Genomic DNA, 18,311 nt, shown 5'->3' with positions numbered 1-18,311 from the left:
CCGGATCGGCACCTCGGCGCCGAGGACGACCCGAATCCGGCTGACCAGGCGGGTGGCCAGCAGCGAATGGCCGCCCAGCGCGAAGAAGCTGTCGTCGATGCCGACCCGGTCCAGCCCGAGGATCTCGGCGAACAACGCGGCCAGCATCTGCTCCTGGATACTCGTCGGCGGCCGATACGCCACCGTCGACCGCAGATCCGGGACCGGCAACGCGGCGCGATCCAGTTTCCCGTTCGCGGTCAGCGGCACCGCGTCGATCACCAGCACCGCCGCGGGCACCATGAAGTCCGGCAGCCGCTCGGCCACGAACCGGCGCACCTCCGCGCCCGCGAGGCCGGTGCCCTCGACGGAACTGGCCCGGTCGGCGACCACGTAACCGACCAGCTGCTTCCCGTTTTCGGTGTCCCTGGCCACCACAACCGCCTGGGAGACCGAAGGGTGTTGCGCCAGTGCGGTTTCGACTTCGCCAGGCTCGACCCGGAAGCCGCGGATCTTGACCTGATCGTCGACCCGGCCGGCGAACTCCAGCACGCCGTCCGCGGTCCAGCGCACCACGTCGCCGGTGCGATACAGCCGGCCACCGGCCGGATCGAACGGATCGGCGACGAATCGGCCCGCGGTCAGCCCCGGCCGCCCGGGATAGCCACGCGCCAGCTGGGCACCGGCCACATACAGCTCACCGGGCACCCCGACCGGGACCGGCGCCAGCCACGAATCCAGCACGAACACTTGCGTATTGGCCACCGGCCCACCGATCGGCACCAGCGCGTCCACCACGTCGTCGGGCACGACGTACGCGGTCACATTCACCGTGGCCTCGGTCGGACCGTAGAGGTTGTCGACCCGGCCGACCCCGCACTTGGTCTCGAGCGCGTCCACCAGCCCGGCGGTGAGCGTGTCCGCGCCGGTGTTCACCTGCGTCAAGCTCTGGAACGGCGTGCCCGGCAACGATTCCGCGTGATCGACCAGCGCGGACAGCAGCGGTGGCGTGGCGAACATCTTCGTCACCGACCGCGACTCCACCAGCCGGGTGATCTCGGCCGGATCCGACCGCGGCTCGCTCGCCACCACCAGCGTGGCGCCGCCCGCCAGCGCGGGCCAGATCTCATAGGTGGAGGCGTCGAACGCGATCGAGGAATGCACGAGCACCCGGTCGCCGGGACCGGCCGACCACGCCTGAGCGATCAGGTTGACGACGTTACGGTGTGTGATACCAACACCTTTGGGGATACCGGTGGAACCGGACGTGTAGATCACATACGCCAGATTCTGCGGCCGTACGGCAACGACCGGATCGCTATCGGAACGTTCGCCGACCTCGGTCGTGTCGAGACAGAGGTGCGGTATCGCAGTGTCGGGCAACGTTTCCGCGGTGGCGGAATCGGTCACGACGACGACCGGCGCGGCGTCGGCGAGGACGAAGGCCAACCGCTCCGCGGGATGGCCCGGATCGACCGGCAGATACCCACCGCCCGCCTTCGACACCGCCAGCATCGCCACGATCAGGTCCGCGGACCGCGGCAACGCGACCGCGACCACCCCGTCCGGGCCGACGCCCCGCGCGACCAGCGCACGCGCCAACCCGCTGGACCGGGTATCGAGGTCCCGATAGGTCATTTCGGCGTCCGCGCAGACGACCGCCACCGCCTCCGGCGTTCGCGCGACCTGCTCCGCGAACAAGTCGACCAGGGTGCCGTCCGGCACCGCCACGGCGGTGTCGTTCCACCGACGCACCACCAGCTCCCGCTCATCGATGTCGAGCGCATCGATCGAGCCAACGGGGACAGCGGGATTCGCCACCAGCAGCCGCAGCACCCGCACCAGCCGGGCGACCATCGCCTCGATCGTGGACCGGTCGAACAGATCGGTGGCGTACTCGGCATACACATCCCACGCCGCCGCGGCGGCGTCGCTGATGTTGACGGTCAGGTCGAACTGCGCGGTCTTCGCCGCGAGGGCGTACGGCTCGAACTCGACCCCGGCCAGCTCCAAGGTGGGCGCGGCGTTGTTCTGCACGCTCAGCAGCACCTGGAACAGCGGATGATGGGCCGCCGACCGCGCCGGATTGAGCAACTCGACCAGCAGCTCGAACGGGATGTCCTGATTCTCGTAGGCGGCCAACGCCTTCGCCCGGACCTGCGCCACGATCTCGGTGAACGACTGCCCCGGCGCGACCGCGGCCCGCAGCACCCAGGTGTTCACGAAGAACCCGACCAGCTCGGTCAGCGCGTCGTCGGTCCGTCCGGCGATCGGTGCGCCGAGTGGAATATCCTCCCCCGCACCGAGTTTGAACAACAGCACAGCCAACGCCGACTGCCACACCATGGACGCGGTCGCACCCGTGCGGGCCGCGAAGGTCTCTACCGCGGCACGGATCTCCGGTTCGACCCGGAAGACGACCAGGTCGCCGCGGTAGCTGGCCGCCCGCGGCCGCGGCCGATCCATCGGCAACCGCAACTGCTCCGGCAGGCCGGCCAGCTCCGCTCGCCAATACTCGAACTGCTGCGACAGCACGCTGTCCGGATCCGCCTGCGAGCCGAGCAATTCCTGCTGCCAGAGCGTGTAATCCACGTACTGCACCGGCAACGGCTCCCACCCCGGCGCCCGGCCCTGCCTGCGGGCCGCGTAGGCCACCGACAGATCGCGCAGCAGCGGCCCCATCGACCACCCGTCACCGGCGATGTGATGGATCAGCAGCATCACCACGCAGTCGTCGGCGGTGACGCGAAACACGGTGGCGCGTATGGGTATTTCCGTCGACAGGTCGAAGGCGTACCGCGACGCGGCGATCACCGCCGCGTCCAGCTCGGTGGCGCTCACGTCGGTGATCGTCACCGGCACCTCGGCGGCTTCGACATCCAGCACCCGCTGGCCGGGCACACCGTCGGCCTCGACGAAGACCGTCCGCAGACTCTCGTGCCTGGCGACCACGTCGCCGACCGCGGCCGCGAACGCGGGTGCGTCGAAGACGCCGGTCAACCGCACGGTCAGCGGCATGTTGTAGGTGGCCGAGGGCCCCTCCAACCGGTGGATGAACCACAACCGCCGCTGCGCGAACGACAATGGAATCATCACAGACCCACCTCTCGATTCATTCTGCGCAGAGCTGGTCGGCGCGACGGTGCCAGCTGCGGCCATCTGGCGTCGAGCTCGGCCACGGTGGCGGCCTCGAACATCACCCGGATCGGGACCTCGACCCCGAGCACCGCGCGAATCCGGCTGGCCAGCCGGGTAGCCAGCAGGGAGTGCCCGCCCAGCGCGAAGAAACTGTCGTCCACCCCGACCCGGCCGACGCCGAGGATCTCGGCGAACAACTCGGTCAGGATCTTCTCCCGCTCGGTGCGCGGGGCGCGATAGGCCCTCGCCGACACCAACTCCGGATCCGGCAGCGCGGCGCGATCGAGCTTGCCGTTCGCGGTCAACGGCACCGAGTCGATCACCATGACCGCGGCAGGCACCATGAAGTCGGGCAATCGCTCGGCCGCGAATCCGCGCACCGCGGCGGGCAGCAGCGAATCGTGCGGGTTGTTGGCGTAGGCCGCCGGGTCACCCACCGGCTCGGCCGGCCGGTACACGTCGGTCAGCGGTTGCTCCGCCGCGGTCGCGGGGTCGAGGAATACCGCATCCATCTGGCCGGGTTTCGTGGACCAGGTGACCGCTGTGCGGTATCCGAGTTGCCGTCCCAGTTCATACAGATCCTCCGGCAGCATGCCCGCGTCGACGCGGGGCCCGCGGTTGGCGAGAATTCCTTCGAAACTCACCGCACGCGGATCGGTTCGGCTGCCTGCGGATACCGGCTGACCGGTCCGGATGCGGTGGACCGCGTCGACCTGCCCGGTCAGTCCGGCGTGCGGAATTCCGGTGATGCGAATGCCGTCGGGGTCGCCGGTGTGCAGCAGCGTGCGCAGCCAGGCGAGGCCGTAGAAGTCGACGGTCGGAAGGTCGGCCACCGAGCGCGGATTCGCCGGCGCCTTGCGCAGGACGACGTCGTATCGATAGCGGGACAACTCGTTCACCGAGAAGCCGCGTTTGAGCTGGATATCGACGGCGCCGAAGCCGGTGCCGCCGTGGCAGATCGCCAGGAAGTACTCCGGCGCCAAGAGCATCTCCTGCTCCGCGACCAATTCCCGGCGCACGCGATCGGCGACGACCGCGGGGTCCTCGTCACCGTTGCGGCTGATCTGGACCGCGGTGGTGAATTCGGTCAGCAACGCCAGATTGCGGACATCGCCGACGAACACCGCGCCGCCCGGCGCGAGCAGCCCGTGTATCTGCTCGAGCACGCGACGCATATACCGTTCGCCGGGGAAATACTGGGTGACCGAGTTCAGCACCACGGTGTCGAAGTAGCCGACCGGCAATCCGGTGACATCGTCCGCGCCTTGGACCTGCAACGCGACTCGATCGACCCAGCCCGCCTTCAACTCGGCCAATCGCCGGCGCAAGGTCGTGATGGTCGCGGCGGAGAAGTCCGTGGCCCAGTATTCGTCGCAGTCGGGGGCCAATTGGGACAGCAGCAATCCCGAACCGACGCCGATCTCCAGGACGCGTCGCGGTCCGAGGTCCCGAATCCGGTCCACCGTGGCGGAACGCCATTCGCGCATCTGCTCTTCCGGAATCGCCGCGCCGGTGTAGCTGCTGTTCCACCCGCCGAAGTCCGCGCCGAATCCGGCGCCGGTGACCCGGTGGGCGCCGTTGCCGTTCCCGTTGCTCGCCCCTGCGTACACGTCGTCATACATCCGACGCCACTGACCGACCAGCTCTTCCTCGGCGGCCACCGGACCCGATCGATCGGCGACGACGTATCCGATCAGCTGCTTGCCTGCCTCGGCGTCGCGCGCGACAACCACCGCCCGGGACACCGAAGGATGGTGCGCCAGAACCGCTTCGACCTCGCCCGGCTCCACCCGGAACCCGCGGATCTTGACCTGATCGTCGACCCGGCCGGCGAACTCCAATACCCCGGCCGAGGTCCACCGCACCACGTCACCGGTGCGGTACAACCGGCCACCGCCGGACGGATCGAACGGGTCGGCGACGAATCGCGCCGCGGTCAACCCCGCCCGGCCGCGATAGCCCCGCCCCACTTGCGCACCGGCCACATACAATTCGCCGGCGACGCCGACCGGCACCGGCACCAACCACGAATCCAGCACGAACACCCGGGTATTGGTCACCGGCAGGCCGATCGGCACCGCGCCGTCGACCTCGTCCTCGGCGTCGTAATCGGTGACGCACGCGGTGGTTTCGGTCGGCCCGTACCCGTTCATCACCTGGGCGTCGGGATAGTCCGCGGCCAGCTTGTGCACGACCGACGCGGTCAGCTCCGCTCCACCGACGATCACCCGGCGCATCGACCGCAACGGACTGCCGGGCAACGATTCCACGTGGTCGACCAGCGCCGACAAGAACGGCGGCGTCGTGAACATCTTCGTCACCGACCGGGCCTGGATCAGCCGGGTGATCTCCGGCAGATCGGAACGCTGCTCGCCGGTCACCACCAGGGTCGCGCCGCCGCACAGCGCGGGCCAGATCTCATAGGTCGAGGCGTCGAAGGCGATCGAGGAGTGGGCCAGCACTCGATCCTCGGCCGACGTCGTCCAGGCCGAGGCGATCAGGTTGACCACGTTGCGATGGGTGATGCCAACGCCTTTGGGCACGCCGGTCGAACCGGAGGTATAGATCACGTACGCCAGATTCTGCGGTGCGACCCTCGTCTCGGCCCTCGGCCGATCGCGCAGATCGGTGGTGTCGAGCTGGAGCCGCGGTGCCTGCGTGTGCGGCAGCAGCGGTGCGGTCGCCGAATCGGTCACCACCACTACCGGCGCCGCGTCGGTGAGGATGAATTCCAGCCGGTCCGCCGGATACCCCGGATCGATCGGCAGATACCCGCCACCCGCCTTCAGCACGCCGAGCAGTCCCACGATCAGGTCCACCGATCGGAGCAGCGCGACGGCCACGACGGTGTCCGGCCCGACCCCGCGCTCGATCAGCCTGTGCGCCAGCCGATCTGCCCGGGTATCGAGTTCCCGATAGGTCAGCTCGGTGTCCGCGCACACCACCGCGACCGCGTCCGGGGTCGCGGTGACCTGCTGGCGGAACAGCCCGGCCACGGTGTCGCCGGCGACCTCGGCGGTGGTGTCGTTCCACCAGCGCAACACCCGGTCACGCTCGTCGGCGTCGAGCACATCGATCGCCCCGACCGGTGCGCTCGGATCCGCGGTGATCTGCCGCAGGATCCGCACGTACCTGGCCACCATCGCCTCGACCGTCGGCCGGTCGAACAGCTCGGTCGCGTACTCGACCAGGCAGTTCCACCGCTGCCCGGCGGGCGCGTCGGCGACGTTGAAGAACAGGTCGAACCGGGCGGTCGCGGTGGTCGCGATATACGGCTGGATGCGCGCCCCCGACAGCTCGAGGTCGGGCAGGGTGTTGTTCTGGAAGGCGAGCGACACCTGGAACAGTGGGTGATGCGCCGCCGAGCGGGTCGGATTGAGCAGCTCGACCAGCAACTCGAACGGAACATCCTGATTCTCGTAGGCGGCCAGCGCTTTCGCCCGGACCCGGGCCAGCAGCTCGGTGAATGCCAGCGCCGGTGCCACCCGCGCCCGCAGCACCCAGCTGTTGACGAAGAATCCGACCAGATCGGCCAGGGCCTCGTCGGTGCGGCCCGCGATCGGTGAGCCGATCGGAATATCCTCTCCGGCACCGAGTTTGAACAGCATGACGGCCAGCGCCGACTGCAACACCATCGACACCGTGGCACCCTCGCGGGCGGCCAATCGCTCTACCGCGGTACGGATCTCGGGATCGATGCCGAACAGCACCATGTCGCCGCGGTAGCTGGCCACCAGCGGACGCGGACGGTCCGTCGGCAGACTCAACTGCTCGGGCAGCTCGTCGAGCTCGGCCCGCCAGTAGTCGAACTGCTGGGACAGCAGGCTGTCCGGATCGGTGTGCGAGCCGAGGATTTCGTGCTGCCACAGCGTGTAATCCACGTACTGCACCGGCAGCGGCTGCCAGCCGGGCGCCCGATGTTCGAGCCGGGCCGCGTACGCCTCCGAGAGGTCGCGCAGCAGCGGCGTCATCGACCAGCCGTCACCGGCGATGTGGTGGATCAGTATCGCGGCAACGCATTCGCCGGGTCCGCACCGGAAGACGTTGGCGCGGATCGGAATTTCGGTCGAGAGATCGAATCCGTAGCGCACCGCGGCGGTGACCGCCGCGTCCACCCCGGCGGGGTCCACGTCGGACACGTGCACCGGCACCTCGACCGTGTCGAGCACGCGCTGCGACGGCACGCCGTCGGCATCCACGAAGGTCGTGCGCAGGCTCTCGTGCCGCGCGACGACATCACCGATCGCCGCGCGCAGCACCGAGACGTCCACGCCGTGCAGCCGCACCGCCAACGCCATGTTGTAGGTCGCGGAGGGCCCTTCGAGCCGATGGATGAACCACAACCGCCGCTGGGCGAACGACAGCGGGACCACGTCGGGTCGCTGCCGGGCGGTCAGGGGCGGGCGCACTCGTACTTCCGCGTCGAGCCGGGTCACCAGCTCCGCGACCGTCGGGGCGTCGAAGACCGTGCGGATCGGCACCTCGACCCCGAGGACCGCGCGGATCCGGCTGGCCAGGCGGGTGGCCAGCAACGAGTGGCCGCCGAGCACGAAGAAGTTGTCGTCGATCCCCACCCGGTCGAGCCCGAGGATCTCGGCGAACAGGTCCGCGAGTGCCCGCTCGCGCTCACTGGTCGGCGCCCGGTATTCCAGCGAGGAGGCGAACTCCGGGTCCGGCAGGGCCGCACGGTCGAGTTTGCCGCTCGCGGTCAACGGCACCGCGTCGATCACCACGACCGTCGCCGGGACCATGAACTCGGGCAGACGTTCGGTCGCCCAGCGCCGGACGTCGGCGGCCAGCAGGCCGGATTGCGGGTTGTTGGCGTACGCGCCGGGATCGTCCACCGGTGCCGATACCGCGTAGATGTCGGTCAGGGGCCGGCCCGGTGCCGCACCGGCATCGAGGAAGACCGCGTCCATCCGGCCCGGCTCCGCCGACCAGGTGACCGCCGTCGTGTATCCGAGCCGCTCGCCCAGCAGGTAGAGGTCCTCCGGCAACAGTCCGCGCCGATCCGTGGCGGGGTCGAGCATCCCTTCGAAATCGACGCCCAGTGCGTCGGCGGTGGTGCCGGACCGTCCGGCCCGGATCCGGTCGGCCGCCGCCACCTGGCCGACCAGTCCGGCATGCGGGATCGCGGTCACGCGAACGCCGTCCGGATGCCGGGAGCGCAGCAGGGTGCGCAGCCAATCCTGGCCGCGGTAGCCGGCTTTCGGCGTATCGGCGACCGACCGTGGCTTCGTCGGGGCCTTGTGCAGGACGACGTCGTAGCGGTATCTGGTCAGCTCGTTGACCGCGAACCCGCGCTTGAGCTGAATGTCGACGGCATCGAATCCGGTGGCGTCGCTGCACATTCCGACGAAGTACTCCGGGGCGAGCAGCAGCTCCTGTTCGGCCGCGATGTCGCGGCGAACCCGTTCGGCGACCGCGACCGGATCGTCGTCGCCGTTGCGGCTGATCTGCACCGCGGTGGTGAATTCCGCGAGCAGCGCCAGATTGCGCACGTCGCCGACGAACACCGCGCCGCCGGGGGCCAGCAGGCCCTGGATCTGTTCGAGGACGGTGTGCAGGTAGTTCTGGCTCGGGAAGTACTGGACGACGGAGTTGAGCACCACGGTGTCGAAATGACTCTCCGGCAATCCGGAGATGTCGTCGGCCGCCTGGGCGCTCAGCACGACCCGATCCGCCCAGCGCGCGTCGAGATCCGCCAGCTGCCGGCGCAGGACGGCGATCGTCGCGGCGGACAGGTCGGTCGCCCGGTACTCCTCGCAGTCGGGGGCCAACTGCGACAACAACAATCCCGAGCCGACACCGATCTCCAGGACCCGCTTGGGTTTCAGGGCCCGGATGCGGTCGACGGTGGCCGCCCGCCATTCGCGCATCTGCCCGACCGGAATCCGGGATCCGGTGTAGCTGCTGTCCCAGCCGTCGAAACCGGCGCCGAATTCCGCGCCGTCACCGGAATCGGGGCGCAGGCCGGCCGCCTCGGCGACGTCGGCCTCGGCGTACAGGTCGTCGTACACGCGACGCCACTGCCCCACCAGCTCGCCCTCGCCGACGATCGGCCCCGTTCGATCGGCCACCACGTATCCGACCAGTTGCTTGCCGCCGGTGTCGCTGTCCCGGGCGACGACCACGGCGTGACCGACCGAAGGATGTTGCGCCAGTACCGTTTCTACCTCGGCGGGCTCGACCCGGAAGCCACGGATCTTTACCTGGTCGTCGGCGCGACCGGCGAACTCCAACTGCCCGCCGCTGTTCCAGCGCACCACATCACCGGTCCGATACAACCGGCCACCGGCCGGGTCGAACGGGTCGGCGACGAACCGTGCCGCGGTCAATGCCGGGCGCCCGTGGTAGCCACGGGCCAGCTGTGCGCCGGCGACGTAGAGCTCGCCGGGAACGCCGACCGGCACTGGCACCAACCACGAATCCAGCACGAACACGCGGGTATTGGCGACCGGGGCGCCGATCGGCAGCACCGCGCCCGCCGTCGCCGCGTCGTCGGGCACGGTATGGGAGGTGACGTCGACCGTCGCCTCGGTCGGGCCGTACAGGTTATCGATCCGGGCGATCCCGCACGTGCGCCGCAGCGCGTCCGCCAGGCCGGCGGTCAGGGTGTCGGCCCCGGTATTCACCTGCGTCAGGCTCTGGAACGGATTGTCTGGCAGCGACTCCGCGTGCTCGACCAGCGCGGACAGCAGCGGTGGCGTGGCGAACATCTTCGTCACCGCGCGGGTCGCGATCAGCCGCGTGATCTCCACCGGATCCGATCGCTGTTCACCGGCGACGACCAGGGTGGCGCCGCCGCACAGGGCGGGCCAGATCTCATAGGTGGAGGCGTCGAACGCGACCGAGGAGTGCACCAGCACCCGATCCGCGGCGGCGGCCGACCAGGCCTGAGCGACCAGGTTCACCACGTTGCGATGCGTGATACCAACGCCTTTGGGCACACCCGTCGATCCCGACGTGTAGATGACGTAGGCCAGGTTCTGCGGCGCCGCCGCGACCGGCCGAGCCGCGCAGACCCGGTCCTCCGCCTCGATCGTGTCGAGGTACAGCCGCGGCGTCGTCGCCCGCGGCAGCAAGGGCGCGGTGACGGAATCGGTCAGCACGACCACCGGCTCGGCGTCGGCGAGGATGAAGCCGAGCCGATCCGAGGGATAGGCCGGATCGATCGGCAGATACCCGCCGCCCGCCTTCACCACCGCCACCAGCGCGACGATCAGTTCCGCGGATCGCGGCAGGGCGACGGCGACCACCCCTTCCGGGCCCACCCCGCGTCCGACCAGCACCCGCGCCAGCCGGTCGGCCCGCTCATCCAGTTCCCGGTAGGTCAGTTCGGTATCCGCGCAGACAACGGCGACCGCGTCCGGTGTCCGAGCGACCCGCGTCTCGAACAGCCCGGCCACCGTGTCGTCCGGAATCGGCACGACGGTGTCGTTCCAGCGCCGCAGCACCCGTTCGCGTTCCACGGCGCCGAGGACGTCGATCGCCCCCACCGCGACCTGTGGCGTGCGCACCAGCAGGCGCAGGATCCGCACCAACCGCTCTGCCATCGTCTCGACGGTGCCCCGATCGAACAGCTCGGTCGCGTACTCGACGAACCCGTCCCACCCGGCGCCGGCCGGCCCGTCGGCGATGTTGAAGAACAGGTCGAATCGCGCGGTCCCGGTACCCGAGGGGTACGGCTCGATCCGCACCCCGGACAGGTCGAGGGCGGGCAGGGTGTTGTTCTGAAACGCCATCGTCACCTGGAACAGCGGGTGATGAGCCGCCGAGCGGACCGGGTTGAGCAACTCGACCAGCAGCTCGAACGGGACGTCCTGGTTCTCGTACCCGGCCAGGGCTTTCGCGCGCACCTGGCTCAGCAGCTCGGTGAACGAGTCCGACGGGGACACCCTGGCGCGCAGCACCCAGGTGTTGACGAAGAAGCCGACCAGCTCGGTCAACGCCTCGTCGGTGCGCCCGGCGATCGGCGCGCCGATCGGAATGTCCTCTCCGGCACCGAGTTTGAACAGCAGCACGGCCAACGCCGATTGCAGCACCATCGATACCGTCGCGCCCTCGCGGGCGGCCAGCCGCTCCACCGCGATACGGGTCGGCGGATCGATATCGAAGTGCACCATGTCCCCGCGATAGCCGGCCACCCGCGGCCGTGGCCGGTCCATCGGCAACCGCAGTTGCTCGGGCAGGCCGTCGAGTTCGGCGCGCCAATAGTTGAACTGGTGCGCCAGAACGCTGTCGGGATCGGTGGCGGAGCCGAGCAATTCGCGTTGCCACAGCGTGTAGTCCACGTACTGCACCGGCAGCGGGCGCCACCCGGGGGCGCGATCGTCGAGTCGCGCCGCGTACGCCACCGACAGATCCCGCAGCAACGGCGTCAGCGACCAGCCGTCACCGGCGATGTGGTGGATCAGCAGCACCAGCACGCACTCGTCGGCGGCCGTGCGGAACACCTCGGCGCGGATCGGGATCTCGGTCGACAGGTCGAATCCGTACCGCACCGCCGCGGTCACCGACGCCTCGAGCCCCTCGGTGTCCACCTCGGCGATCGTGAACGGCACCGCGACCTGCTCGGCCGCCAGCACCCGCTGCGAGGGCACGCCCTCGGCGTCGACGAAGACCGTGCGCAGACTCTCGTGCCGCGCGACCACATCGGTGATCGCCGCCCGCAGCGCGGACACCCGCAACCCGTGCAACCGCACCGCCAGCGCCATGTTGTACGTGGCCGAAGGCCCTTCGAGCCGATGGATGAACCACAGCCGCCGCTGCGCGAACGACACCGGAATCACCTCCGGCCGCTGCCGTTCCAGCAGCGCGGGGCGCACCCGCACACCGGCATCGAGCCGGGTGACCAGCTGCGCCACGGTCGGTGCGTCGAAGATGGTCCGGATCGGCACCTCGACGCCGAGGGCCACCCGAATCCGGCTGGCCAGGCGGGTCGCCAGCAGTGAATGCCCGCCCAGCTCGAAGAAGCTGTCGTCCACGCCGACCCGGTCGCGACCGAGCACCTCGCCGAACAGCCCGGCCAGGGCGCGCTCGCGCGCGCTGCCCGGCGCCCGATAGCGCACCGAGGACACCAGCTCCGGATCGGGCAGCGCCGCGCGATCCAGTTTGCCGTTGGCGGTCAACGGCACCGCGTCGATCACCAGCACCGCGGCCGGCACCATGTACTCGGGCAGCCGGTCCGCGACGAAGGCGCGCACCTGCCCGCCGTCGGCCGAATCACCCCGAGCGGCAACCACATAGCCGATCAGCTGTTTGCCGCCGTCGGCGTCGCGCACGACGGCCACCGCCTGGGCGACCGACGGGTGCTGCGCCAGTGCGGTTTCCACCTCGCCGGGTTCGACCCGGAAGCCGCGGATCTTGACCTGATCGTCGACCCGGCCGACGAACTCCAGCTGCCCCGCCGGATGCCACCGCACCACGTCACCGGTGCGGTACAACCGGCCACCGGCTGGATCGAACGGATCGGCCACGAACCGCGCCGCGGTCAACGCCGCCCGCCCGTGATAGCCGCGCGCCAGTTGCGCCCCGGCCACATACAGCTCCCCCGCCACCCCGACCGGAGCCGGCCGCAACGACGAATCCAGCACGAACACCCGCACATTCGCCAGCGCGGACCCGATCGGCACCGACCCGCCCTCGATCCGCCGGCCGGCCCCGAACGCCCGGCGGATGGCGAATGTCGTTGTCTCGGTAGGCCCGTACACGTGCACGACGCGCGTATCCGGCAGTATCCGCAAGGCGCGTCCGAAGACCTCCGGCGGCATTTCCTCGCCACCGGTCCAGACCTGGCGGAGCCCGGCGAGCGCGTCGGGGCACTCATCGATGAACAGCTCGAACAACCGCGTGGTCACAAATGCCGCGGTGACCCCGTTTACCACCATCAACCGGCGCAACGCCGTGATGTCGGTGCGCTCCGGCGGCGCGACCACCACGCGCCCGCCCGCCAGCAACGGCACCCATATCTCGTAGGTGGACGCGTCGAACGCGACCGAGGAGTGCACCAGCACCCGGTCGTGCGCGCCGTCCCGCCACTCCGGCTTGCACGCGAAGGTCACCACGTTGCGGTGGGTGACCGCAACGCCTTTCGGCACACCGGTCGAACCGGAGGTGTAGATCAGATAGGCCAGATTGCCCGGCCGCACCCGGACGGACCGCGCCAGGCTGCCCGCCTCGGCGATGTCGGAGTCGAGATAGAGGTGTGGCACGGTGCTGTGCGGCAGGGTGTCCGCGGTGGCCCGGTCGGTGAGCACGACCACCGGGGCCGCGTCGGCGAGGATGTACGCCAATCGATCCGACGGGTAGGCGGGATCGATCGGCAGGTATCCACCACCGGCCTTCAGCACCGCGAGCAGTGCCGTGATCAACGCCGCCGACCGCGGCAGTGCCACCGCGACAACGCGATCCGGCCCGGCCCCGCGCGCGATCAACAGCCGCGCCAGCCGATCGGCGCGGGCATCGAGCTCCCGGTACGACAACTCGGCGTCCGCGCAGACGATCGCCACCGCGTCCGGCGTCTCGGCGGCCCGTGCCTCGAACAGCTCGGCGATCGTGGCGTCCTGCTCGACCGGGGCGGCGGTGTCGTTCCATCGACGCAGCACCAGGTCGCGCTCGTCCCGGTCGAGGACGTCGATCGACCGCACCGGGGTGGCCGGGTCCCGCACCAGCTGCCGCAGGATCCGCACCAGCCGGCCCGCCATGGCCTCGACCGTGGACCGGTCGAACAGCTCGGTGGCGTATTCGATGTATCCGTCCCAGCCGAGCGGCGCGGGGGCGTCGCCGTTGTTCCCGCGCACGGTCACGGCGTCACCGATGTCGAAGGTCAGATCGAAGCGCGAGGTGGTGGTCGGCGCCGGGTAGGGCTCGATCGCGACCCCCGGCAGTTCCAGGGTGGGCACCGCGTTGTTCTGCAGGGTCAGCAGCACCTGGAACAGCGGATGATGCGCCGCCGAGCGGACCGGGTTGAGCAACTCCACCAGCAACTCGAACGGCGCGTCCTGATTCTCGTACGCGGCCAGCGCTTTCGCCCGGACCTGACGCAGGATTTCCGTGCCGGACGCCGCCGGGGTGACGGCGGTTCGCAGCACCCAGGTGTTGACGAAGCAGCCGACCAGCTCGGACAGGGCGTCGTCGGTGCGCCCGGCGATCGGTGCGCCGATCGGAATATCTTCTCCCGCACCGAGTTTGAACAGCAGGATGGCCAGTGCCGACTGGAGCACCATCGAGACCGTCGCGCCCTCGCGGGTGGCCAGCCGCTCCACCTCGCCGCGCAGTGCGGCATCGATGCCGAACCGCACCACGTCTCCGCGATAGCCGGCCACCCGTGGCCGCGGGCGATCCATCGGCAGCCGCAGTTGCTCCGGCAAGCCGTCGAGTTCCGTGCGCCAGTAGTCGAATTGCCGCGACAGCAGACTGTCCGGGTCGGTCGGCGAACCCAGCAACTCCTGTTGCCACAGCGCGTAATCCACGTACTGCACCGGCAGCGGCCGCCAGTCCGGTGCCCGATGCTCGAGCCGGGCCGCGTACGCGGCGGACAGATCCGCCAGCGTCACCGTCGCCGACCAGCCGTCACCGGCGATGTGGTGGATCAGCAATACCAGCGCCCACTCCGCCGCCCCGCAGCGAAATACGCTGGCCCGCAACGGAAGCTGCGTGGACAGGTCGAATCGGTACTGCGCCGCGCCGGCGACCGCCTCGGCCAGGCCCGCGGGATCGACGTCGGTCACCGAGATCGGAACCTCGACGCTGCCGGCCGGGAGCACCCGCTGGGTCGGGACGCCGTCGGCTTCGACGAAGATCGTGCGCAGACTCTCGTGCCGGGCAACGACATCGGCGACCGCGGCCGCGAAGGCACTCGGATCGAACGCGCCCGTCAGGCGTGCGGCCAACGGCATGTTGTAGGTGGCCGAGGGTCCCTCCAGCCGGTGGATGAACCACAGCCGCCGCTGCGCGAACGACAACGGGACGATCTCCGGGCGCGGCCGCGCCCGCAGAGTCGGACGCATCCGCACACCGGCGTCGAGCCGAGGCGCCAGCCGCGCCACCGTCGGCGCGTCGAAGACCGTCCGAATCGGCACCTCGACACCGAGCACCGCCCGGATCCGGCTGATCAGCCGGGTCGCGGACAGCGAGTGACCACCCAGCTCGAAGAAGCTGTCGTCCACACCCACCCGATCGAGCCCGAGCACCTCGGCGAACAACCCGGCCAGCACCCGCTCCCGCTCGCTGCCCGGCGCCCGGTACGCCACCGAGGAGGCGAACTCCGGAACCGGCAGCGCGGCCCGATCGAGCTTCCCGTTGGCGGTCAGCGGCACCGCGTCGATCACCATCACCACGGACGGCACCTGGAACTCCGGCAGCCGCTCGGCGGCGAATCGGCGCACCGCCGCGCCGTCGAGCACGTGACCGTTGCCGTTGCCGTTGCCGTTGCCGTTGCCGTTGCCGTTGCCGTTGCCGTTGCCGTTGACCGAGCGAATCCGATCGGCGACCACGTACCCGACCAGCTGCTCGCCGGCGTCGGTGTCGCGGGCCACCACCACCGCCTGCGTCACCGAAGGATGTTGCGCCAGCACCGCTTCGACCTCGCCGGGCTCGATCCGGAACCCGCGGATCTTCACCTGATCGTCGGCCCGGCCGAGGAACTCCAGCACGCCGTCCGCGGTCCAGCGCACCACATCGCCGGTGCGATACAGCCGGCCACCGGACGGATCGAACGGATCGGCCACGAACCGGGTCGCGGTCAGACCCGTCCGGCCGTGATACCCGCGCGCCAACTGCGCGCCGGCCACGTACAACTCCCCCGCCACCCCCACCGGAACCGGAAGCAACCACGGGTCCAGCACGTACACGCGCAGATTGCCCAGCGGCGACCCGATCGGGCTGCCGCTGTGGGTCGCGTCGGCCGTCAGCTCGAGCCGGGTGACGTGCACCGTGGTCTCGGTGATCCCGTACATGTTCACCAGCGCCGGGCCGGCACTGCGGCCGGACGCACGCCACGCGCGCAGGTTCGCCGGATTCAACGCCTCGCCACCGAATATCACCATCCGCAGCGCGGAATCGGTGTTGCCGCAGGCTGATCGAGCCTCCGCCAGCGCGTAGAAGGCCGACGGCGTCTGATTGAGTACGGTCACCCGCTCGCCGACCACCAGATGCCACAGCTGCGCGGGTGTGCGCACCACGTCCCACGGCACGACCACGACCCGGCCGCCGTGCAGCAGCGCACCCCAGATCTCCCAGACCGAGAAGTCGAAGGCCTGCGAATGGCACCACGCCCAGACATCGTCCGCGCCGAAGTCGCACCAGGCGGCGGTGCTCAGGAAGAGCGACGTCACGTTGCGGTGGGTGACCGCGACGCCCTTCGGCGTCCCGGTGGAACCGGAGGTGTAGATCAGATAGGCGAGGTGGCCGGGCAGCGGCGCGACCGGCCGCGCCACCCCGTCCGGCTCGGCCTCCTCGAGATAGATGTACGGAATATCGTTGTGCGGCAATACTTTCGCAGTGGTGCGGTCGGTGAGCACCGCAATCGGCTCGGCATCGCCGAGCACGAACGCCAGCCGGTGCGCCGGATAGGCCGGATCGATCGGCAGATACGCGCCACCGGCCTTCGACACCGCCAGAATCGCGACGATCAGCTCCACCGACCGCGGCAGCGCCACCGCCACCACGCTGTCCGGGCGCACCCCGCCCGAAATCAAGCCGCCCGCAACCCGATCGGCCCACGCGTCGAGTTCTCGATACGAGAGCCGCGCATCGCCGGACACCACCGCCACCGCGTCCGGCCCGCGTCGCACCTGCTCCTCGAACAAGCTCACCAGGGTCGCCCCCGGATCGATCGGTACCGCCGTGTCGTTCCACTGCTCGACCACCAGCCCACGATCCGCACCGAGGAGGTCGAGCGCCCCGATCGGCGCCCGCGGATCGGAGATCGCCTGCCGCAGATACCGGGCGATGGTCGCGAGATAGCCCGCGAGATCGGCGTCGGTGTAGAGCTGCGCGTCGCCCTCGATCCGCAGGTAGCCACCGCGCGCGGACTCCCGCTCGTAGTAGAAGACGATCGAGAGATCGCCGCTGTTGCCCGCGGAGAACAGTTGCAGGTCGGCCTCGCCGCCGGTCATCCTCAACGCGCCGAAGAACGACATCACGTTGATCACCGGACCGAACGGATTCCCCGGGGAGTTCGGCATTTTCAGGTCACGGCGGATCTCCGACATGCCGTAGCGCAGATGGTCCCTGGCGCCGGCGATGGTGGCGTGGATCCGCTCGGCCAGCTCGCCGAGGGACAGCTCCCGGCTCGAATCGACCAGCATCGGCACGGTGTCGGAGAGCTGGCACGGTGTCCGGCCGGAAACCTCGTCCCGATTGGAAACCGGTATCTGCACGCAGAATTCGTCCCGCGCCGCGTAGCGCTGGATGGCCGCCGCCGCGACGGACATCAGCAGGTAGGGCAGCTTCACCCCGAACGCTCGCGCGGTGCTCATCAGCTCGCCCAGCTCCGCGCCGGAAAAGCCGTGGGTGCAGCCGATTCGTCCCGGCTCGGTGCCGGGCTCGGCGCTGCCGGGCAGGCGCAGCGGGTCGATCCCGGCGGGGATCCGACTGCACCAGTAGGCGCGGTCGGCCGCCTCCCGGCTGCGGCGGTACGCGTGGTCGCTGTCGATGATGTCATCGATATGCGCGAATCCGGTTGGCGCGATGGGTTTTCCGGCACTCGTCGCGCAATAGACGTCGAGCACCCGCTGCGCCCAGGAGGCGACGCCGACGCCGTCCATGATGATGTGGGCGAAGCACATCGACAGGATGTAGTGCGCGGCGCCGACCTCGAGCAACGCGACGCTCAGCAGCGCGTCGTGCTCCAGATCGAAACCGACCTCGCGCTCCCTGGCCATGTAGTCCAGCGCGGCGGCCAGCGGATCCGGCTTTTCCGTGAGATCCAGATAGACCGGCGCCCAGTCGGCGATATCCCGTTCGACCTGCATCGGCCCGTCGGCGCCGCGAACGAAATTCACGGTCAGCGACTCCGATTCACCGAATGCCCGCCGAGCCGCGGCGAGAAACTGGCCGGGATCCAGGTCGGCGCGAATGTCTATGTAGACGATGCAATTGTTGGGAATATCCGCCAGCTCGTGCGCTATCCACAATTCCTTTTGAATAGAAGTCAGACTGCGCAGCAGTGATTTGTTACCGGATTGCAT

Annotated in this window: 2 protein-coding genes (1 of these 2 only partly in view); both read right to left on the bottom strand. The window is 69.7% G+C overall.

Going from position 1 to position 18,311, the window contains the following annotated elements:
• Positions 1-3,072, bottom strand: the 5' portion of a protein-coding gene (locus ACFQ9K_RS18125) for a non-ribosomal peptide synthase/polyketide synthase (protein WP_378983401.1). The gene continues 17,628 nt to the left of window position 1, outside the view; the window shows 3,072 of its 20,700 coding nt (coding positions 1-3,072); its start codon is at positions 3,070-3,072; its stop codon lies off the left edge, out of view.
• Positions 3,072-18,311, bottom strand: a complete 15,240-nt coding sequence (locus ACFQ9K_RS18120; protein ID WP_378719340.1) for an amino acid adenylation domain-containing protein — start codon at positions 18,309-18,311, stop codon at positions 3,072-3,074. The genes ACFQ9K_RS18125 and ACFQ9K_RS18120 overlap by 1 nt, the downstream gene beginning before the upstream one ends.

This window comes from Nocardia sp. NPDC056564, assembly GCF_042793755.1.
GTDB lineage: Bacteria > Actinomycetota > Actinomycetes > Mycobacteriales > Mycobacteriaceae > Nocardia.
The sequence above is the reverse complement of the archived record's forward strand: the minus strand, read 5'-3'. Positions and strand labels throughout refer to the sequence as shown.